General features: G+C 73.4%; 15 protein-coding genes. 5 read left to right on the plus strand and 10 right to left on the minus strand.

Going from position 1 to position 20,471, the window contains the following annotated elements; translation table 11 throughout:
* The first annotated feature begins 156 nt into the window (after positions 1-156).
* The 3 genes from M446_RS10425 (at position 157) to M446_RS10435 (ending at position 1,907) form a co-directional block, all read left to right on the plus strand.
* Positions 157-867 (plus strand): DUF3426 domain-containing protein, encoded by a 711-nt coding sequence (locus M446_RS10425; RefSeq protein ID WP_012332066.1) that lies wholly within the window; start codon positions 157-159, stop codon positions 865-867.
* Positions 864-1,454 carry a hypoxanthine phosphoribosyltransferase gene (hpt, locus tag M446_RS10430; RefSeq protein WP_012332067.1) on the plus strand — a complete coding sequence of 197 codons (591 nt, stop codon included), beginning with the start codon at positions 864-866 and terminating at the stop codon, positions 1,452-1,454. Before M446_RS10425 ends, hpt begins: the two co-directional genes overlap by 4 nt.
* A 69-nt stretch (positions 1,455-1,523) precedes the next feature.
* Positions 1,524-1,907: a response regulator gene (locus tag M446_RS10435; RefSeq protein WP_012332068.1), complete on the plus strand. Its 384-nt coding sequence runs from the start codon at positions 1,524-1,526 to the stop codon at positions 1,905-1,907.
* A 212-nt stretch (positions 1,908-2,119) separates the two neighbouring features.
* Here the strand turns inward: M446_RS10435 and M446_RS10440 are convergent, their stop codons facing one another.
* The 3 genes from M446_RS10440 to M446_RS10450 form a co-directional block, all read right to left on the minus strand.
* Positions 2,120-3,736 carry an AMP-binding protein gene (locus tag M446_RS10440; protein WP_012332069.1) on the minus strand — a complete coding sequence of 539 codons (1,617 nt, stop codon included), beginning with the start codon at positions 3,734-3,736 and terminating at the stop codon, positions 2,120-2,122.
* Positions 3,733-4,332, minus strand: a complete 600-nt coding sequence (locus M446_RS10445) for a nitroreductase family protein (protein WP_012332070.1) — start codon at positions 4,330-4,332, stop codon at positions 3,733-3,735. The genes M446_RS10440 and M446_RS10445 overlap by 4 nt, the downstream gene beginning before the upstream one ends.
* A 74-nt stretch (positions 4,333-4,406) precedes the next feature.
* Positions 4,407-4,877, minus strand: coding sequence for an Lrp/AsnC ligand binding domain-containing protein (locus M446_RS10450; protein ID WP_012332071.1), 471 nt, complete (start codon positions 4,875-4,877; stop codon positions 4,407-4,409).
* Positions 4,878-4,989: 112 nt separating this feature from the next.
* Between M446_RS10450 and putA the strand changes: the two genes are divergently transcribed.
* Positions 4,990-8,076: a bifunctional proline dehydrogenase/L-glutamate gamma-semialdehyde dehydrogenase PutA gene (gene putA / locus M446_RS10455; RefSeq protein ID WP_012332072.1), complete on the plus strand. Its 3,087-nt coding sequence runs from the start codon at positions 4,990-4,992 to the stop codon at positions 8,074-8,076.
* Between the two features lie 653 nt (positions 8,077-8,729).
* Positions 8,730-10,394 carry a diguanylate cyclase domain-containing protein gene (locus M446_RS10460; protein WP_012332073.1) on the plus strand — a complete coding sequence of 555 codons (1,665 nt, stop codon included), beginning with the start codon at positions 8,730-8,732 and terminating at the stop codon, positions 10,392-10,394.
* Positions 10,395-10,412: 18 nt separating this feature from the next.
* Here the strand turns inward: M446_RS10460 and M446_RS10465 are convergent, their stop codons facing one another.
* From M446_RS10465 to M446_RS10495, 7 genes are all read right to left on the minus strand, one after another.
* A complete protein-coding gene (locus M446_RS10465) occupies positions 10,413-12,179 on the minus strand; it encodes a hybrid sensor histidine kinase/response regulator (protein ID WP_012332074.1) in 1,767 nt (588 codons plus the stop codon).
* Positions 12,161-12,622, minus strand: coding sequence for a response regulator (locus M446_RS10470; protein ID WP_012332075.1), 462 nt, complete (start codon positions 12,620-12,622; stop codon positions 12,161-12,163). Before M446_RS10470 ends, M446_RS10465 begins: the two co-directional genes overlap by 19 nt.
* Positions 12,615-14,903 carry an ATP-binding protein gene (locus M446_RS10475; protein ID WP_012332076.1) on the minus strand — a complete coding sequence of 763 codons (2,289 nt, stop codon included), beginning with the start codon at positions 14,901-14,903 and terminating at the stop codon, positions 12,615-12,617. Before M446_RS10475 ends, M446_RS10470 begins: the two co-directional genes overlap by 8 nt.
* Before the next feature lie 485 nt (positions 14,904-15,388).
* Complete coding sequence (locus M446_RS10480; RefSeq protein ID WP_012332077.1) at positions 15,389-17,038, minus strand: ABC transporter ATP-binding protein; 1,650 nt, start codon at positions 17,036-17,038, stop codon at positions 15,389-15,391.
* Positions 17,035-17,901 (minus strand): ABC transporter permease, encoded by an 867-nt coding sequence (locus M446_RS10485; protein ID WP_012332078.1) that lies wholly within the window; start codon positions 17,899-17,901, stop codon positions 17,035-17,037. Before M446_RS10485 ends, M446_RS10480 begins: the two co-directional genes overlap by 4 nt.
* Complete coding sequence (locus M446_RS10490) at positions 17,898-18,839, minus strand: ABC transporter permease (RefSeq protein ID WP_012332079.1); 942 nt, start codon at positions 18,837-18,839, stop codon at positions 17,898-17,900. Before M446_RS10490 ends, M446_RS10485 begins: the two co-directional genes overlap by 4 nt.
* A 10-nt stretch (positions 18,840-18,849) precedes the next feature.
* A complete protein-coding gene (locus M446_RS10495) occupies positions 18,850-20,442 on the minus strand; it encodes an ABC transporter substrate-binding protein (RefSeq protein ID WP_012332080.1) in 1,593 nt (530 codons plus the stop codon).
* Positions 20,443-20,471: the final 29 nt, after the last annotated feature.

Here is a 20,471-nt window from a genome sequence, read left to right on the forward strand (position 1 = left end):
CCGCCGGACCTTGCGCGGGCGTTGCGCGCGGCCCCATGGCCCTGCACGCACCGCGCGCTGCAGGCGCCGCGCCGGCGCCGGCCGCTTTACCATGCCTTAACGCTGGCGCGAGAGAACCGGGGATATCCGGCCCTGCAGGTCTTGTCGCGAGTTGCCATGCTGATCGTCTGCCCGGCCTGCGCGGCCGAGTACCGGCTCGCACCCGACCGCGTCGGGCCGCAGGGGCGCACGGTGCGCTGCGCGGCCTGCCGCGCCTCCTGGTTCGTGGCCCCGCCGCGTGCCGAGGCAGGGGAGTTGTCGCCCCCGGGCGAGGCGGTGTTCACCGCCGCGCCGCCGCCCCCCGCGCCGCCGCGCCCCCCGGCCCCCGGGCCGCGGCCGCCGCTGCGGTTCCTGGCGGGCTGCGTCCTCCTCCTCGGCCTTGCCCTGCTCGGGGCCGCCGTGATCGGTCGCGCCGGCGTGGTGCGCGCCCTGCCGCAGACCGCCCGCCTCTACGCCGCCATCGGGCTGCCGGTGAACCTGCGCGGCCTCGATTTCCGCGACGTGGTCGCCTTCCAGCTGCCGGCCGAGGGGGCGGCCGAGGGCCGGCTCGTCGTCGAGGGCGACCTCGTGAGCGCCGCCGCCACTCCCCGCCCGGTGCCGCCGCTCGCCCTGGAACTGCGCGACGAGGCCGGCCAGGTCGTCTACCGCTGGACCGCCGAGGCCCCGCGCGAGCGGCTCGAACCGCAGGAATCGGCCCGGTTTCGGGCCGAATTGGCGACTCCCCCCGCCCGGGCGCGGCGCGTCCTGGTCCGATTCGCCGCGGTTGACACGGAGAATTCTGCGGTCAGCGTAGGGACGCAGCCTTCGTCCACGAATGAGACCCGATGACATCTCCGGTCCTTCCCCGCGTCCGCGTCCTGTTCGAGGAGGCGGCGATCGCGCAGCGCAACGAGGAGATGGCGCGCGCCATCGCGGCCGAGCCGCTCAAGGATCTCCTGGTCGTCGCGGTCCTCAAGGGCAGCTTCATGTTCGCGGCCGACCTGATCCGCGCCCTGCACCGGGCCGGGCTCAGCCCGCAGGTGGAGTTCATCCACCTGTCGAGCTACCGGGCCGCCACGGTCTCCTCCGGTCAGGTGGCGATCCTGCGCGACGTCGAGAGCGAGGTGCGCGGCCGCGACGTCCTGCTGATCGACGACATCCTGGAATCGGGCCGCACCCTCGTCTACGCCAAGGACCTGCTGATGGCCCGCGGCGCCCGGCGGGTGCTGACCACGGTCCTGCTGGAGAAGCCCGGCAAGCGCGCCGTGACGATCGACGCGGATTACGTCGGCTTCATCTGCCCGGACGTGTTCGTGGTCGGCTACGGGATGGACGTGGCGCACGCCTTCCGGCAATTGCCCTTCGTGGGCTTGGTCGATTACGGCGACGGCGAGCCCGACCTGTTCGATCGCGCCGCAACGTCGCCGGCCGCGTGAAACCTTGGCTGTTGCGCGGACTTGACACAAGATGAAGCGATTCGCTCCCGCGGCCGAGAGTTGAAGGACATGGCGACCATCCTGCTTGTCGACGACGAGGAGTCGATCCGGGGCTTTCTCAAGCGGGGCCTCGAGATGGACGGGCATTCGGTGGTGACGGCGGTCGACGGCAGCGACGGGCTCGACCGCCTGTCGGAGGCGGAGGGCGCCTTCGACCTGATGCTGACCGACATCCGCATGCCGCTGATGGACGGCATCGCGCTGGCGCTGGCGGCCAAGCGCGACTATCCGCAACTCACCATCCTGCTGATGACCGGCTTCGCCGACCAGCGCGAGCGCGCCCGCGGCCTCGACGCCATCGTGTCGGACGTGCTCACCAAGCCCTTCACCCTGGCCGACATGCGCGCGACCGTGCGGCGGGCGCTGACGGCGGAGGCGCGCTGCGCGGGGTGAGGGCGCGTCCGGCGCTCTCCCTCCTTCCCGTGCTCGGACGGAGGCGATCGAGGATCCTCCCGACACGCGAGACGCGGAGCAGGGCCGCGAGGTCTCCGATCCGGTTGGATGAGCGTTCGGGCTGCTTCGAGGCCGGCTTCGCGCGTGCCTCGGCGTGAGGAGGGGGAGATCTCCGAGATCCGCCCTCCCGACCGGGCCGGGCCACCTCCGGCTCAGCCCTCGTCCCGCAGCACCCTCCGGATGATCTTCCCCGTCGTGGTGAGCGGCAGGCTGGAGCGGAACGCGATCTCGCGGGGATATTCGTGGGCCGAGAGGTGCCGGCGCACGAAATCCTGGATCTCGGTCGCCAGCGCGGCGGAGGCGGCGAAGCCGGGCCGCAGCACCACGAAGGCCTTGACGATCTCGGTCCGCACCGGATCGGGCTTGCCCACCGCCGCCGCGAGGGCCACCGCCGGATGGCGCAGGAGGCAATCCTCGATCTCGCCCGGCCCGATCCGGTAGCCCGACGAGGTGATGACGTCGTCGTCGCGCCCGACGAAGTGCACGTAGCCGTCCGCGTCCACCCGCCCCTGGTCGCCCGTCGTCATCCAGTCACCGAGGAATTTCCGCGCGGTCGCCGCCTCGTCGCGCCAGTAGCCCAGGAACATCACCGGGTCGGGCCGCGCCACCGCGATCTGGCCGATCTCGTCGGGATCCGCCGCCGTCCCGTCCGGGCGGATCACCGCGACCCGGTGGCCCGGGACGGGCTTGCCCGTCGAGCCGGCCCGGGCGAGGCCGAGCGCCGCGCAGGAGGCCAGGACGAGGTTGCACTCGGTCTGGCCGTAGGCCTCGTTGACCGTCAGGCCGAGGGCGTCCCGCGCCCAGGCGAAGGTCTCCGGCCCGAGCATCTCCCCCGCCGAGGCGAGGGTGCGCAGGCGCGAGAGGTCGAACCGGGCGCGCGGCCGCGCCACCGTGCGCAGCATCCGCAGGGCCGTCGGCGGCACGAAGGCGTTGGCGACCGCGTGGTCCGCGATCAGCCGCAGCGCCTCCTCGGGCTCGAACTTCTCGGCCTTGCGCGCCACCACCGCCACCCCGTGATGCAGGCTCGGCAGCAGCGCGTTGAGGAGGCCGCCGGCCCAGGCCCAGTCGGCCGGGGTCCACATCCGGTCGCCCGGGCGCGGCATGAAGTCATGCATCATGGCGAAGCCCGGCAGGTGGCCGAGCAGCACCCGGTGCCCGTGGAGCGCGCCCTTGGGCGGCCCCGTCGTGCCCGAGGTGTAGATCATCAGCGCCGGGTCGTCGGGGCCGGTCTCGACCGGTGCGAGGGCCGGCGCGGCGGCCTCCAGGAGCGCGGCGAAGCCGAGCGCGCCGTCCCCCGGCCCGTCCGTCGAGACGACGAGGGCGAGCTCGGGCAGCGCGTCGCGCAGGGGCAGGAGCTTGGCGACCCCGCCCGCATGGGTGACGACGGCCTTCGCCCCGGAATCGCCGAGGCGGTGGAGGAGCGCGTCCGGGCCGAACACCACCGCGAGCGGCAGCGCCACGGCCCCGAGCTTGTAGACCGCGAGATGCGCGATCAGCACGGCGGGCGATTGCGGCAGCAGCACCGCCACCCGGTCGCCGCGGGCGATTCCGAGCGCCCGGAGCGCGTTGGCGAAGCGGTCGGAGGCCTCGCGCAGGGCCGCGAAGCTCCAGGTCTCGACCCGGCCGTCCGCCGAGACGTCGAGGAGGGCCGGTCGCTGCGGATCCGCCGCCGCCCAGCGGTCGCAGACGTCGACCGCGATGTTGTAGCGCTCCGGGATCCGCCAGCGGAACCCGGAGCGGAACGCCTCGTAGGTGGCGGCCGCGCTCACGCCTCGCGCGCCGGGAAGGCGCCCGCGAAGGCGAAGTCGCCGATCGGGTGGCGGCCGTTCGGGGTCTCGCGGGCGCGCAGCTCCTCCGGCAGCGTCGCCGGATCGGACCGGCGCCCGACCGCGAAAGCGGCCTCGACGCGGTGGTTCGCCGGCAGGTTGAGCGCGACCGGCGCCCGCTCCTTGTCGAAGCCGGTCATGCCGTGGGCGTGCCAGCCGAGCTTGATCGCCTGGAGCTGGAACAGGGCCGAGGCGGTGCCGGTGTCGAAGGAGGCGCTCCAGGAGGGCTGGAGCCCGTCCTTGGTGTTCATCATCTGGTTCGAGACCAGGAACAGCAGCGCCCCCGCGCCCTTCACCCAGCCCTGGTTGAAGGGCACGAGCAGGTCGAAGAGCGGGCCCCATTCGGGCGTGTCGCGCAGCGCGTAGACGAAGCGCCAGGGCTGCGAATTGTAGCTCGACGGGGCCCAGCGCGCCGCCTCGATCATGGTGAGGAGGTCGGCCCGCGTCAGCGCCTCGCCCGTGAAGGCGCGGGGCGACCAGCGCTCGAGGAAGAGGGGATCGATCGGGTGGTCGGCGGTGCGGGAATTGGCTGACGTCACGGCAGTCTCCGGAACGGACGCGCCTTCCTGCCAGCCCGGCGCGCCCTTGTCACGCTCGCGGGGACAGACCTGCCCTACAGCGGCAGAAGGCCGTCGCTCTTGACCTCCTCCATCACCGCGTAGGTGCGCGTCTCGGTCACGCCCGGCAGGGCGAGCAGCACCTCGCCGAGGAAGCGGCGATAGGCCGGCATGTCGGCGACCCGGGTCTTGACGAGGTAGTCGAAGCCGCCCCCGACCATGTGGCACTCCAGCACCTCCGGCGCCCGCCGCACGGCCGCGGCGAAGCGCGCGAAGATGTCCGGGGTCGTCTTGTCGAGGGAGACTTCCACGAAGACGAGGAGGCTGAGGCCGAGCCGGTGCGGGTCGAGCCGCGCGCCGAAGCCGGTGATGACCCCCTCCTTCTGCAGGCGCCGCAGCCGCTCCCCGGTCGCGGTCGGGGACAGCCCGATCCGCTCCGCGAGGTCCACGGTGGCGATCCGCCCCTCCCGCTGCAGCACGCCGAGGATCCGCCTGTCGGTGCGGTCGAGTCCTCCCGCGGATGTCACGGCCGAATGCTCCTATTGCCGCCGATCCGGCGCCTCGGCCGGGTTTATCGCCGTCGAACGGCGGCGTCACCGGGGTTAGGCTGGGACTCGCCGCTCTCCCAGGGTCCCCCCGATGCCCGCCCCGCTTCCGCTCTTCCAGGCCCCCTACGCCTCCGACGACGTCGCCCTCGCGCGCGCCCTCTTCGCGGGCGCCGCCCTGCCGCCTTCCCGCGAGGCGCGGGTCGATGCCCTCGCCCGCGACCTCGTCGGGGCGATCCGGGCCGAGGCCGGGCGGATCGGCGGCGTCGAGGCGCTGCTGCGCGAATACGCGCTGTCCACCAAGGAGGGCCTCGCCCTGATGGTGCTGGCCGAGGCGCTGCTGCGGGTGCCGGACGCCGCCACCGCCGACCGGCTGATCGAGGACAAGCTGCGGCTCGGGGGCTTCGACCTCCACGCCACCCGCTCGGAGGCGCTGCTCGTCCACGCCTCCGCCTGGGCCCTCGGCCTCTCGGCCCGGATCATCCAGCCCGGCGAGACCCCCGAGGGCATCCTGCACGGCCTCGCCCGCCGCCTCGGCCTGCCCGCCGTGCGCCAGGCCGCGCGCCAGGCCATGCGGGTGATGGGCAACCACTTCGTCCTCGGCGAGACGATCGAGGCGGCGCTCAAGCGCGCCGGCAGCGGTCAGGGCCGGCTCTACCGCTACTCCTTCGACATGCTCGGGGAGGGGGCGCGCACGGCCGAGGACGCGGCCGGCTACGCGGAGGCCTACCGGGCGGCGATCGAGGCGATCGGCCGCGCCGCCGGCAACCGGCCGCTGCCGGACCGGCCCGGCATCTCGGTCAAGCTCTCGGCCCTGAACCCGCGCTACGAGCCCCTGAGCCGCGGCCGGGTGATGGACGAACTCGTGCCGGTGCTGCTCTCCCTGGCGCGGGCGGCCCGCGCCCACGACCTCAACTTCACGGTCGATGCCGAGGAGGCGGACCGGCTCGAACTCTCCCTCGACGTCGTCGCGGCGGTGCTGGCCGATCCCTCCCTCGCCGGCTGGGACGGGTTCGGCCTCGCGGTCCAGGCCTATCAGAAGCGCTGCCTGGCGGTGATCGACCACGTGGCGCTGCTGGCCGAGCGCCTGGACCGGCGCCTGATGGTCCGCCTCGTCAAGGGCGCCTACTGGGACACCGAGGTGAAGCGCGCCCAGGAGCGGGGGCTTGCCGACTTCCCCGTCTTCACCCGCAAGAGCATGACGGACCTGAACTACCTCGCGGCCGCCGAGCGGCTGCTGGCGCACCGGCCGCGGCTCTTCCCGCAATTCGCCACCCACAACGCGCTCACGGTCGCCTCCATCGTCGAGCGGGCGGGGCCCGATCCGGGCAGCTACGAGTTCCAGCGCCTGCACGGCATGGGCGAGGCGCTCTACGCGCACCTGCTCGCGGCCGTGCCCGGGACGGCCTGCCGCACCTACGCGCCCGTCGGGGGCCACCGCGACCTCCTCGCCTACCTGGTGCGCCGCCTCCTGGAGAACGGGGCCAATTCCTCCTTCGTCTCGCAGGCGGCGGATCCCGCGGTGCCGGTGGCGACGCTGCTGCGCCGGCCGGCCGAGAGCGTCGGCGCGCCCGAGCAGGCCCGCCACGCGGGTCTGCGCCGGGCGCGCGACCTGTTCGCCCCCGACCGTGCGAACTCCGCGGGCGTCGAGTTCGGGGATCGGCGCGCCCTCGCGGCGCTGCTCGGCGAGATCCGCGCGGCCGCCGGCCCGGGCGAGGCCGCGCCGCTCGTCGACGGCCGCGCCGAGGCCGGGGCCGCGCGCCCGGTCCTCAGCCCGATCGACGGGGGCCCTCTCGGCCGCGTCGCGGAAGCCTCCCCGGAGACCGCCGACCGGGCCGTCGCGGCGGCGCGCGCGGGGTTCCGGAGCTGGAGCCGCGTGCCGGCCGAGAGCCGCGCCGCCGCGCTCGACCGCGCCGCCGACGCGCTGGAGGCGGCGCGCGGACGGCTCCTCCACCTGCTCCAGGCCGAGGCCGGCAAGACCCTCGACGACGCCCAGGCCGAGCTGCGCGAGGCGGTGGATTTCTGCCGCTACTACGCCTGCGAGGGACGGCGCCTGTTCGGCGAGCCCCTCGCCCTGCCGGGGCCGGCCGGGGAGAGCAACCGCCTCGCCCTGCGCGGCCGGGGCGTGTTCGTGGCGATCTCGCCCTGGAACTTCCCGCTCGCCATCTTCACCGGGCAGGTCGCCGCGGCCCTGATGGCCGGCAACGCCGTGGTGGCCAAGCCCGCCGAGCAGACCCCCCTCGTCGCCGCCGAGGCCGTGCGCCTCCTCCACGGCGCCGGCATCCCGCCCGCCGCCCTGCAGTTCGTGCCCGGGGACGGCGCGGTGGGCGCGCGGCTCGTCGCCCATCCGGCCGTGGCGGGCGTCGCCTTCACGGGCTCGACCGAGGTGGCGCGCGCCATCAACCGCGCGCTCGCCGCCAAGGACGGCCCGATCGTGCCGCTGATCGCCGAGACCGGCGGCATCAACGCGATGCTGGTCGACGCGACGGCCCTGCCCGAGCAGGTCGCGGACGACGTCGTCACCTCGGCCTTCCGCTCCGCCGGTCAGCGCTGCTCGGCCCTGCGCCTGCTCCTGGTGCAGGAGGACGTCGCCGACCGGATGATCCGCATGATCGCGGGCGCGGCCCGGGAGCTGCGCCTCGGCGATCCCCGCGACCCGGCCGTGCAGATCGGCCCGGTGATCGACGGGGAGGCCAAGGCGCGGCTCGACGCGCACGCGGCCGCCATGCGGCGCTCGGCCCGCCCGCACCACGTCGGCGAGGCCCCGGCGGGCGGCTTCTACGTGGCGCCCCAGATCTACGAGATCCCCGGTCCCGAAGCCCTGCGCGAGGAGGTGTTCGGGCCGATCCTGCACGTCGCCCGCTACGCGGCGGCGGATCTCGACCGGGTCCTGGAGGCGATCGAGGCCACCGGCTACGGGCTCACCCTCGGCGTCCATTCGCGCATCGAGGCGACGGTCGCCCGGGTGGTGGACCGGCTCTCCACCGGCAACGTCTACGTCAACCGCAACATCATCGGGGCGGTGGTGGGCGTGCAGCCCTTCGGCGGCAGCGGCCTCTCCGGCACGGGTCCGAAGGCCGGCGGGCCGCACTACCTCGCGCGCTTCGCCACCGAGCAGACCGTCACGGTCAACACCGCCGCGGCCGGGGGCGACGCGGCGCTCCTGGCGACCGAGGGGTGAGCGGTCGACCATCCCTCGACCCCCGGCAGGACGACCCTGCCGGGATGACGGCTTGCACGAGGTCGAGGGCCTGGATCGACCGCGAAGACCGGGCCATGCGGCCGGACGCCGATCGCCCTCGCACCGTTCCCCCTGCTGAGGTGCGCGCAACGCGAGCCTCGAAGCAGCCCGAACGGTGATCCGGTGAGACGGGATGAGCGGTCAGGGTGCGGTCAGCACATCACCCGAACATTGCCGTCGGCCGCGCCGACGCGATCGCCGGAAGTCGTGCACGTCCCCTGCGCGACCGGGTCCGAGGATCCATCGTCAGTCTCCGGCGACGGCGGGGGCGCTGGGCCGACGCCGCTCGGCCGGACCGAGATGGGCGCCTCGCCGCGCCCGGGCGGGGCCGCCCGTCGTCATCGCGGTTCGGCCGCTCCGCGCGCCCGCGACTGCTCGGATCGGTCGCGCAGCACTTCCATTCCCAACGAATTCGCCGTCGGAATGGCCGATAGTCTGGTTAAATATTGCGCTGTGTTGCTTGCCATTGCTGAGTTAGGATCAAAATCCATCGTATTCCCGCACCGAGACTTACTCGAATTTGAGTGAATGATCGGATGTTAATGGCTGGCCGCTACGCCTCGGGCTCGGCTCGATGGCGGAACACGGCGGATATGGGGCGCGACATCCTCTGCTCGACCGGGCGGCACCACGGACGGGTGCCGCTCATCGCCCGCGTGGCGGCAGGCCTCTGCCTCGGCCGTCCCGGCGAGCCGGCCCGGCCGCGGCGCGGTGCGGCCGCGCGGGCCGCGGCCGGGCTCGCGGCGCTCTCCCTGGCCGCGAGCCCCGCGGCGGGCGCGGGTCCGGAGGCGGCCGCGCCGCGCCGGGAGCAGCGCGGCGGCCCGCTCGCCCTCGGCATCGTCGTCACCGCGACGACGATCCTCGGCTTCGCGGCGGCGGCGCTGGTGGCCGAGCGGCTGCGGCTCGCCAACCGGGCGCTCCGCGGGCGCGAGGAGGATCTCACGCGCCAGACGGCGCAGTTCGACGCCGCCCTCGCGGCAATGTCGCAGGGCCTGTGCCTGTTCGATCCCGCCGGCCGGCTCGTCATCGCGAACCGGCGCGTGCGGGAGATCTACCGGCTCGGTCCCGACGACCTCGCCGTCGGCGATACGCTGGAGGAGGTGCTGCGGGCGCTCTGCCCCACGCAGGGCGAGCGGGACGCCCTCGCGGCCTTCCACGGCGGCGCCGGCCGATCCGGGCCGTCTCCCCTCTACCACCAGGCGGTGGCGCCGGATCGGATCGTGGCGATCTCCCACGCGCAGGTCGCCGACGGGGGCTTCCTCGCGACCTACGAGGAGGTGACCGAGCGCTGCCGCGCGGAAGCGGCCCTGCGCGCCAGCGCGGCGGCGCTGCGGGCGAGCGAGGAGCGCCTCGCCTTCGCCCTCGACAGCGGCACCGACGGGCACTGGGACTGGAACCTGGCGAGCGGGGAGATCTGGTTCTCGGACCGCTGGCTGGCGATGCTCGGCTACGCGCCGGGGGAACTCGCCGGGACGCGGGAGAGCTGGGAGCAGCTCTGCCATCCGGAGGACCGCCCGCGGGTGCTGCGGCAGCTCGCCGCCCATCTCGAGGGGCGCGAGCCCGCCTTCGTCTGCGAGCAGCGGCTGCGGCACCGGAACGGCACCTACGCGTGGATCCTCGCCCGCGGCCGGGTGATGCGCCGCAGCCCGGCCGGCGCGCCGCTCACGATGGTGGGGACTCATCTCGACATCACGCACCGCAAGGAGGCCGAGGCGCGCGCGGCCCATCTGGCGAGCCACGACCCGCTCACCGGATTGCCCAACCGCCTGCTGTTCCAGGAGCGCCTCGCGCGCCACCTCGCCGAGACCCGCAGCCGCGGCGTCCCCTGCGCGGTGCTCTGCCTCGATCTCGACGGCTTCAAGGCGGTCAACGACAGCCTCGGCCACCCGATCGGCGACGCGCTCCTGCGCGAGGTGGCGGACCGCATCCGGGCGACCCTGCGGGCGAGCGACACGGTCGCGCGCCTGGGCGGCGACGAGTTCGCCGTGCTGCTGCCGGGCCACCAGCCGCGCGAGCGCTCCGGCCGGGTCGCCGAGCGGCTGATCGACGCCGTGCGCGAGCCCCTGCGGCTGAAGGAGATGCAGGTCGTCGTCGGGGTGAGCATCGGCATCGCGGTCGCGCCGGAGGACGGGCTCGACGAGGACGATCTGATCCGCCGGGCCGACGTGGCGCTCTACCGGGCGAAGGGCGGGGGCCGGAACACCTACCGGTTCCACGAGGCGGAGGCGGCGCAGGACCGGCTGCGCGCCGCGGGGTGAGCCGGACGCGGGTCCGGCTCAGGCGCGCGCCACCCCGGGGGCGCGGGGCGCCGGCGCGCCGAGCGCCACGAGGCGCAGGGCCGGGCGCGGCCGGGCGAGGGCGGCCACCTTGCGCTCGAGCTCGCCGTCGCGGAACGGCTTCTGGACGATGCGCTCCTCGCCCGCCATGCCGATCGCCTGCAGCGCCTCGGTGTCGGCGAAGCCCGTCACGAACAGCACCGGCAGGCCCGGCCAGCGCCGGCCGATCTCGGCCGCCACCTCGGCGCCGTTCATGCCCGGCATGGCGAAGTCGAGCACCACGCCGTCGACCGGCCCGTCGCGCTCCAGCGCCTGGAGGGCCGAGAGCCCCGAGCCGGCCTCGCGCACCGCGTAGCCGAGGCCGCCGAGCTTGGCGGCCGTCACCTCCCGCACCGCGCTGTCGTCGTCCACCACGAGCAGCACCGGCGCCCGCCCGTCCCGCCCGATCTCGGCGCCGGCCGGGCGCAGCGGCGCGCGTTCCGCCACGAGCCCCGGCAGGGCGGCCCGCGGCAGGTAGACCTTCACCGAGGTGCCCTCGCCGACCCGCGTGTCGATGCGCACGCCCCCGCCCGATTGCTTGGCGAAGCCGTAGACCTGGGCGAGGCCGAGGCCCGAGCCCTTGCCGACCTCCTTTGTGGTGAAGAAGGGCTCGAAGACCCGCGCCAGCACGGCGGGCGGGATGCCCGATCCCGTGTCGCAGACCGCCACCATCACGTAGTCCCCGGGCGGTGGTTCCTCGGCGCGGTGGGGCTCGTCGAGGAGGCGGACATTCGCCGTCTCGATGGTGAGCCCGCCCCCCACCGGCATCGCGTCCCGGGCATTGATGCAGAGGTTGAGGATGACGAGTTCGATCTGGGTCGCGTCGACCAGGGCCGGCCAGAGATCGGGCTGCAGCGAGGTCTCGATGCGGACCGCCCCGCCGATCGAGCTCTGCAGGAGGTCGCGCATCGCCGCCACCGTCTGGTTGAGCTGGACCGGCGTCGGCTCGAGGCGCTGGCGGCGCGAGAAGGCCAGGAGCTGCGAGGTCAGCCGCGCCCCCCGCTCGGCCGCCCCCCGCATCATCGCGAGGCGCCGGCGCGTGCGCTCGTCGGTGGCGAGCGGCTCCAGGAACTCGATATTGCCGACGATCACGGTGAGGAGGTTGTTGAAGTCGTGGGCGACGCCGCTCGTCAGCTGGCCGATCGCCTCCAGGCGCTGGGCCTGCCGCAGCGCCTCCTCGGCCCGCTCGCGCTCGACGATCTGCGACTGGAGCGCGAGGTTGGCGGCGGCGAGTTCGGCCGTGCGGGCGGCCACCCGCGCCTCCAGGGTCTCGTTGAGGTCGCGCAGGGCCTGCTCGGCCGCCCGCCTCTCCGCGAGCGCCCGGGCCTCCGCCAGGGCGCGGATCAGCACGCGCGGCAGCCGGTCGAGGCGCTGCTTGGTGACGTAGTCGGTGGCGCCGTTCTTCAGGGCCTCCACCGCCACGTCCTCCCCGAGCGTGCCGGAGACGAACACGAAGGGGATGTCCGGGCAGAGCCGGCGGGCGATGGTGAGGGCGCTCAGGCCGTCGAAGGCCGGCAGCACGTAATCGGCGAGGATGAGGTCGCTGCCGCTTCGGGCGGCGGCGGCCTCGAAGGCCTCCCGGGTCATCACCCGCTCGATCGCGTGGTCGATCCGCGCGTCGTCGAGGACGACGCACAGCAATTCGGCGTCGAGGTCGCTGTCCTCCAGCAGGAGGATGCGCAGCGGCCCGTCGCCGAGGGAGCCGTCCGTCAGGCGTTCGATGGCCAACCTCCCTTGCGCGGCGGCGGCTCGTTGAGCACGGCCCAGAACACGCCGAGGTCCTGGATCGCCTCGAAGAACTCCTTGAACCCCACGGGCTTCACCACGAAGGCGTTCACCCCGAGTTCGTAGGAGCGCACGAGGTCGGTCTCTTCCCGGGAGGAGGTCAGCATGACGATCGGGACGAGGCGCATCCGCGCGTCGCCCTTCACGGCGGCGAGCACTTCGAGCCCGTCGACCTTGGGCAGCTTCAGGTCGAGCAGCACCACGGCCGGGTCGCGCGGGTCCCGGTCCTCGTAGCGGCCGCGCCGGAAGAGGTAGTCGAGCGCCTCCGCGCCGTCGCGGCAGATCACGATCTCGTTGGCGAGCTGGCTCTTGTCCAGGGCCGCCAGGGTCAGTTCGATGTCGTTGGGATTGTCCTCCACCAGGAGGATCGGCTTCAGATCAGCCACGGTGCCGGGCCTCCGGGCGGGTGGGCAGGGTGAAGTGGAACGTGGCGCCCGCGCCGAGCGAGCCCTCCGCCCAGGTCCGGCCGCCGTGCCGCTCGACGATGCGGCGGACATTGGCGAGGCCGATCCCCGTTCCCTCGAACTCCTCGACGCGATGCAGCCGCTGGAACACGCCGAACAGCTTGTTCACATAGGCCATATCGAAGCCCACGCCATTATCGCGCACAAAGAAAATCGCCTCGCCCTCGGCGTCCGGGCCGCGGCCGACCTCGATCACCGCCTCGTCGCGGCCGCGCGTGTACTTCACGGCGTTGGAGAGCAGGTTCTCCACCACGAGGCGCAGCATCAGCGGGTCGGCATAGACCCGCCCGAGGGAGCCCACCTGCCAGCGGATGCTGCGCTCCGGGGGCACGTCGCGCATCACTTTGCGCCGCACCTCCTCCACCAGGAGGTTCATGTCGCCGGAGACCCGGTTGAGGGCGTTGCGCCCCATCTGCGAGAAGGTGAGCAGGTTGTCGACCAGGGTCCCGGCCGAGAAGGCGGCCTCGATGATCGTGTCGACGTAGTGCCGCCCCTTCTCGGTGAGCCGGTCGCCCTCCCGCGAGCGCAGGAGTTCCGAGTAGCCGACGATGTGGCGGAACGGCGCGCGCAGGTCGTGGCTCACCGAGTACGAGAAGGCCTCGAGCTCCTTGTTGGAGCGCGTCAGCTCGTCGGTCATGGCGGCGAGCTCCTCGGCCCGGCGCAGCACGATCCCGAGCACCGCCGCGCGCAGGTCCTTGGCCGCGTCGATCTCGGCCTCCGACCACGGCAGCGAGCGGCCCTGCACGGTCTCCTTCCAGATCTCGAAGGAGCGGCGCGGATGCAGCCGGACGGAGCCGTCGGCCTCGTTGCGGGTGGCGGGCTTGGCGGGGTTGCCGCCCCACCGCACGGTGCGCACCACCTCGGGCCTGAACCAGAGGACGTAGCTCGCGTATCTCTTCGAGATCGAGATCGCCAGGAGTCCGCTCGCCCGGGCCGCGTGGATGCGGGCCTCGGGCAGGGCCTCGCCGAGCGCGTCGGTGACGACCACGTCCTCGTCCGGATGGGCGTGGGCGAGCCAGGCGTAGAGGCCGCGCACCGCGTCCTCGCCGGGCGTCTCGCCGAGCAGCCGGCACTGCTCGCCGGTGACGATCGCCGCGCCCGCCGCGTCCGCGAGGGCGAGCACGTCCTCCGGGTGGCGCAGCAGCCCGTCCAGGAAGCTCTCCTCCTCGGCCATGTGGCCGAGGAGCCGGGCCGCGATGCCGCCGAGGCGCAGGCGCTGCTCCGCCAGGGCGCCGCGCTCCTTGGAGGCGAGCTGCAGGGCGAAGATCCGGGTGAGGAAGTCGCAGGCGTTGCGGGCCTGCAGGGGTACCCGGCGCGGAATCTTGTTGTGGCAGGAGATCAGCCCCCAGAGCGCCCCGTCGACCAGGATCGAGACCGACATCGAGGCCATCGTGCCCATGTTGCGCATGTACTCGACGTGGACGGGCGAGACGCTGCGCAGGATCGACTGGCTGAGGTCGAGGGGGCGCCCGCTCGACGGGGTCAGCGTCGGGCGGATCGGGACGGGCGCGTAGGCCGCGTCCGGGATGATGCGCAGGCGGTTGCGCCGGTAGAGTTCGCGGGCCTGGGCCGGGATGTCGGAGGCGGGGAAGCGCAGGTCGAGGTAGGAGGGCAGGACGCCGTTGCCGTCCTCGGCCACGACCGTACCGTTCCAGTCCCGGTCGAAGCGGTAGACCAGGGCGCGGTCGAACCCCGTGATGTGGCGGATGTCCCGGGCCAGGAGTGCGCAGAGCTCGGGCACCGAACCCGCCCCGTGCAGCCCCTCCACGAAGGCGTTGAGCCGGGGATGGAGCGCGTCCAGGCTCGCATCCGTGCCCGCGGCCTCGGAGGATTCCTCCAGTTCGAGGACGATGAGTCCTTCGGAGCGATGCAGCGCGAGGTCGTACGCGGTCGGGCCGGCCCGGTTGGCGAGGGTGAGGGTGCGCAGGTAGCGCGCGCCCTCGCGCTCCGCGTGCTCGGCCATGCCGGACGCGACCGCGTCGCGCAGTTCCGGGAAAGCCTCCCGCAGGGGCTGGCCGAGCAGCGCGGCGACCGGCCGGCCCGACCGATCCGGCACGTTGTCGCTGATCTGCACGATGCGCAGGTCCGGTCCCTGGACCGCGAGGAGGAATCCGTGGGGCTGGATGGTCCCGAGGATGTGGATCGGTTCCCGGTCGCAAGCGGTCAACTCGACCGTCTCGGGCAGCCGCGCGGCCGAGCTCAACGTCTCGCCTCCATGATCATCCCCCCTCGGTCACCCGAGCATATATAGGTCATGTGGCTTAGGCGACCCGTGGCGATCGAACTTCAGTCGGGGGAGGGGCTCTGGGGATAACGCCCGCCGGCGGCGGATGGACGCGCACGGCGTCGCCGCGTCCGCGGGCGGAACGCGGGGTCGCTCTCCGGTGAGATGGGCGCCGCGGTCCGACGATTCAGGAGGTCCGCGCCCTCAGCGGGAGCAGCACGGCGAAGGCGACGCGGTTCTTCGTGGAGGCCGGCCCTCAACTGCACAAGGACCAGAATGGCCTCCTCACCATCCGCATCCTCGGCCTCGATCGTTGCGACGTGTGCACGCCGAAGCGGCCGCGTTCGTCGCGAACGACCCGCTCGATCGTATCGTGAAGCGTCGCGCTGCTCTCGGAAGCCGTCATCTGCCCACATTCCCGCTGGAGGCCCGAGAGGAGCCATCCGCGTCAGGCCCGCCGCCCCTCAGCGGCGCCCCGTGGGTGTGTTCCGCGACGCCTCCCCCGCCGCGAGCGCGGCCCCGCCCGGCGCCGCCGCGAACAGGGCGCGGGTGTAGGCGTGGCGCGGCGCCGCGAACAGCGCGGCGGTCTCGCCCTCCTCGACCACCTGCCCGTCCCGCATCACGATCAGCCGGTCGCAGAGCCGCGCCGCCACCCGCAGGTCGTGGGTGATGAACAGGATCGCGAGGCCGAGCCGCTCGCGCACCGCCTCCAGCAGGTCGAGCACCTGCGCCTGGACCGAGACGTCGAGGGCCGAGACCGCCTCGTCGGCGATGAGCAGGTCCGGCTCCATGGCGAGCGCCCGCGCGATGGCGATGCGCTGGCGCTGGCCGCCGGAGAATTCGTGCGGGAAACGGTCGAGCGCGCCCGCGTCGAGGCCGACGAGGCCGACCAGCCGCCGCGCCCGGGCGAGGGCCTCCTCCCGCGGCAGGCCGTAATTGCGCGGTCCCTCGGTGATCGACTGCCCCACGGTCCGGCGCGGGTTGAGGGAGCGGTAGGGGTCCTGGAAGATCACCTGCACCCGCCGCCGGTACGGGTGGAGGGCCCGCCCCGAGAGCCGGGCGATGTCGGTCCCGTCGAGCCGGATCTCGCCGCCGCTCGGATCGACGAAGCGGGCGATGCAGCGGGCGAGCGTCGACTTGCCCGAGCCCGACTCGCCCACGATGCCGAGGGTCTCGCCGGGCTGGAGGGCGAGGCCGACGCCGTCGAGCGCGCGCACGTGGCGCCCGGCGCGCCCGAGCAGCCCCCCGCCATAGGTCTTCTCCAGCCGCCGCACGGCCAGGACCGGGTCCGTAGCGGGCGGGCGGCGGCGCGGCGGGGGCGGCACCGCGGAGGGCACCGCCGCGATCAGCATCCGCGTGTAGGGATCCTGCGGCCGGCGCAGGACCGCGCGGGCGGGGCCGGTCTCGACGAGGCGGCCGCCCCGCATCACCGCGACCCGGTCGGCGATCTCCGCGACCACCCCGAAATCGTGGGTGATGAACAGGATCCCGGTCCCCCGCCGGGCCTGCAATTCGCGCAGCAGCCGCAGGATCTGGGCCTGGGTGGTGACGTCGAGGGCGGTCGTCGGCTCGTCCGCGATGAGCAGCGCCGGATCGTTGGCGAGCGCCATGGCGATCATCGCCCGCTGGCGCTGCCCGCCCGAGAGCTGGTGCGGGTAGGCCCCCGCCATCCGGGCGGGGTCGGGCAGGTGCACGTCGCCCATCAGGGCGAGCACCCGGGCGCGGCGCTCGGCCGCGCTCAGGCGCCCGGCATGCGCCTCCAGGATCTCGTCGATCTGCGCCCCGACGGTCAGGACCGGGTTCAGCGCCGTCATCGGCTCCTGGAACACCATCGCCATCCGGCCGCCGCGCAGGGCGCGCAGGCGCGTAGGCGTCGCCCGCAGCACGTCCTCGCCCTGGAGCAGGATGGCGCCGCGCGACGGTCTCAGGATCGGGGGCAGCAGCCCCATCACGGCGTGGGCCGTCACCGACTTGCCGGAGCCCGATTCGCCGACGACGCAGAGGATCTCCCCCGGCGCGACCGCGAGGCTCAGCGCCTCGACGGCGTGGGCCCGATCGGACAGGCGGGGCAGCGGGATCGTGAGGTCGCGGATCTCCAGGACCGGCGCCGTCATCGCAGGCTCCCGACGCGGCGGGCGAGGCGCGGGTCGAGGGCGTCGCGCAGCCCGTCGCCCAGGATGTTGACGGCGAGCACCGTCGCGGCGACGCAGAGGCCCGGGAAGAGGATCACCCAGGGGGCGAGCTGGAAGCTCTGGCGGCCCTCCGCCATGACGTTGCCCCAGCTCGGCACCTCGGTCGGGATGCCGGCCCCGAGGAAGCTCAGGATCGCCTCGGTGAGCACCGCCGAGGCGCAGACGTAGGTGCCCTGGACGATGAGCGGCGCGATGGTGTTCGGCAGGACGTGGCGCCAGAGCAGCGGGACGAGCCGGGTGCCGGCGCCGATCGCGGCCTCGACGTAGGGCTCCTCGCGCACGGACAGCACCACGCCGCGCACCAGCCGCGCCACCCGGGGGATCTCCGGGATCGCGATCGCCCCGATCACGGTGCCGATCCCGGCGCCCGAGAGCGTCACCAGGGCGATGGCGAGCAGGATCGAGGGGATCGCCATCACCCCGTCCATCACCCGCATGACGATCGCGTCGAGCCAGCGCACGAAGCCCGCGACGAGGCCGATCGCGAGCCCGGCCGCCACCGCGATCGCCGCCACCGCCGCGCCGATGGCGAGCGACACCCGGGCCCCGTAGACGACCCGGCTGTAGACGTCGCGCCCGAAGGCGTCGGTGCCGAACCAGGCGGCGCCCGAGGGCGGGCGCAGGCGCATGCGCGGGCGCAGCTGGATCGGGTCGAGGGTGCCGAGCCAGGGCGCCGCGAGGGCGGCGGCCAGCACCAGCGCGAGCACCGCGAGGCCGAACAGCACGCCCGGATGGCGCAGGGCCGGGGGGAGCGCGCGGGGACGGGGGGCGGCCGCGGCGCTCAATAGCGGATCCTCGGGTCGACCAGCAGGTAGGCGACGTCGATGGCGAGGTTGATCAGCACGTAGAGCCCGGAGAAGAACAGGATCAGGCCCTGGATGACCGGGTAGTCGCGCGAGAGCACCGCGTCGACGGTCAGGCGCCCGAGCCCGGGCAGGTTGAACACGCTCTCCGTGACGACGACGCCGCTGATCAGGAGCGCGATGCCGAGGCCGATCACCGAGATCACCGGCACGGCGGCGTTGCGCAGGGCGTGGCGGCCGAGCACGCGGCGCTCGCTCACGCCCTTGGCCCGGGCGGTGCGGATGTAATCCTCCCCCAGCACCTCCAGCACGCTCGCCCGCGTGGTCCGGGCGATCAGGGCGACGTAGATCACCGAGAGGGTCAGGGTCGGCAGGATCAGCCGCTCGAGGAAGGGCCCGATCCCCTGCGAGGGGCCGACATAGCCCTGGACCGGCAGCAGCCCGAGCTTCATGGCGGCGCCGAAGATCCACAGGTAGCCGAGCACGAACACCGGCACCGAGAAGCCGAGCACCGAGAAGGCCATCACGCCGCGGTCGATCCAGGTGCCGTGCCGCCACGCGGCCACCACCCCGAGCGGCACCGCGACGATCACGGCGAACAGGATCGTGCTGGTGGCGAGCGCCAGGGTCGGCTCGATGCGCTCGCCGATGAGCCGGGTCACCGGCTGGTTCGAGATGATCGAGGTGCCGAGATCCCCGTGCAGCAGGCGCCAGAGCCAGGTGCCGAATTGCTGCAGCACCGGCGCGTCGAGCCCGAGCCGGGCGCGGATCGCGGCGATCTGCTCGGGGCTCGCGGCGTCCCCGGCCAGGATCGCGGCCGGGTCGCCGGGGGCGAGGCGCAGGAGCGCGAACACCACCACCGCCACCACGCCCATCACCGGCAGCGTGGCGGCGAGCCGCCCGGCGATGAACCGGCTCATCGCGCCGCCCTCACGGCTTCTCGATGTTCCAGAACACCGGCGCCGGCCCCTGCAGGATCCCCTTGAGGCTGGCCCGCACCGCCAGCGGCGCCGTGTACTGCCCGGTCGGGTAGTACATGCCGACCTCGAAGGCCCGCTTCTGCACGTCGGCGGCGATCTGCTTCTGCTTGGCCGGGTCGGTCTCGCGGGCATAGGCGTCCCGCATCGCCTCGATCTCCTTGTCCTCGGCCCAGCCGAACCAGCCGCCGGTCCTGCCCTTGCCGTTCACCCCGACATTGGCGATCGGGTTCAGCATGTCGGCGTTGACCCAGGTGGTGTGGAAGATGTTCCAGCCGCCCTGGTCGACGGGATCCTGCTTGGCCCGGCGCCCGACCAGGGTCTGCCAGTCCATCGATTGCAGGTCGACCTTCATGCCGATGGCGCGCAGGGCCTGGGCGGTGACGGGGCCGAGCGGCGCCACGATGGCGAGGTCGGTCGGCTGCATGATCACCACCGGCCGCCCGTCATAGCCGCCCTCCTTGAGGAGCTGCTTGGCGCGGGCGAGGTCGGTCTTGGGCGCGCCCGCCTCTGTGGCGTTCGGCGTGCCGCAGACGAACAGCGCCATGCAGAGCTGCATGTAGTCCGGATTGCCGATCTGCGCGTCGAGGTAATCCTGCTGGGTGAGCGCGAGCATCACCGCCTGCCGGATCTTGGGATTGTCGAAGGGCGGGTTGAGCCAGTTCATCCGCACCATGCCGGAGAAGCCGAGCGGATTGTAGTTGTTGATCACGACGCCCTTGGCGTCCTTCAGGATCGGCAGGAAGTCGTGCGGGGGCTGCTCGATGTAGTCGATTTCGCCGTTGATGAGGGCGTTCACGGCGGTCTGGTAGTCTGGGATGTTGATCCACTCGACGCGGTCGAGCTTGACGACCTTGCCGCCCGCGAGCCAGCTCGGCGGCTCGGCGCGCGGCACGTAGTCGGGGTTCTTCTCGTAGACGGCCTTGAGGCCGGGCTGGAACTCGGCCTTGACGAAGCGGAACGGGCCGGAGCCGATCTCCTCCGGCACGTTCCTGTCGGCCGGGGTCTCGGCGATGCGCCTGGGCATGATGAAGGGCACGTTCGACGACGGCTTGCCCAGGGAGGCGAGCACGAGGCCGTAGGGCTGCTTCAGGGTGAGCGTGAAGGTCCTGTCGTCCACGGCCTTCAGGGCGGCGGTGTACTCCATCAGCTTCTGGCCCATGCCGTCGCGCTTGCCCCAGCGCTGGATCGACGCGATGCAATCCTCGGCCGTGACGGGCGCCCCGTCATGGAACTTGAGCCCGTCGCGCAGGGTGAACGTGTAGGTCAGCTTGTCGTCGCTGACGGCGTAGTCCTTGACCATCTGGGGCTTGATCTCGAACCGCTCGTCGGTGGCGAAGAGCGTGTCGTAGATCATGTAGCCGTGATTGCGGGCGATGTAGGCGGTGGTGATGATCGGGTCGGTGATGCGCAGGCCCGAATGCATCACGACCTTGAGCACCTTCCCGCCCTGGGCGGCCCCGCCCTGCGCGGCGGCCGGGCCGCCCGTCAGTGCCAGCGCCGCCGCGGCCGCCACCGCCATCCGCCTCGTCAGACCCGCCCGCATGCCCGCACTCCCCGCCGAAAGCGTCCCGC

This window comes from Methylobacterium sp. 4-46 (assembly GCF_000019365.1).
Taxonomy (GTDB): domain Bacteria; phylum Pseudomonadota; class Alphaproteobacteria; order Rhizobiales; family Beijerinckiaceae; genus Methylobacterium.

What these genes read in the sequence shown, in the direction of transcription:
- M446_RS10495 (WP_012332080.1), bottom strand. Translation starts at nt 20,442, where the DNA reads ATGCGGGCGGGTCTGACGAGGCGGATGGCGGTGGCGGCCGCGGCGGCG.
- hpt (WP_012332067.1), top strand. Translation starts at nt 864, where the DNA reads ATGACATCTCCGGTCCTTCCCCGCGTCCGCGTCCTGTTCGAGGAGGCG.
- M446_RS10490 (WP_012332079.1), bottom strand. Translation starts at nt 18,839, where the DNA reads ATGAGCCGGTTCATCGCCGGGCGGCTCGCCGCCACGCTGCCGGTGATG.
- M446_RS10460 (WP_012332073.1), top strand. Translation starts at nt 8,730, where the DNA reads ATGGGGCGCGACATCCTCTGCTCGACCGGGCGGCACCACGGACGGGTG.
- M446_RS10480 (WP_012332077.1), bottom strand. Translation starts at nt 17,038, where the DNA reads ATGACGGCGCCGGTCCTGGAGATCCGCGACCTCACGATCCCGCTGCCC.
- M446_RS10435 (WP_012332068.1), top strand. Translation starts at nt 1,524, where the DNA reads ATGGCGACCATCCTGCTTGTCGACGACGAGGAGTCGATCCGGGGCTTT.
- M446_RS10425 (WP_012332066.1), top strand. Translation starts at nt 157, where the DNA reads ATGCTGATCGTCTGCCCGGCCTGCGCGGCCGAGTACCGGCTCGCACCC.
- putA (WP_012332072.1), top strand. Translation starts at nt 4,990, where the DNA reads ATGCCCGCCCCGCTTCCGCTCTTCCAGGCCCCCTACGCCTCCGACGAC.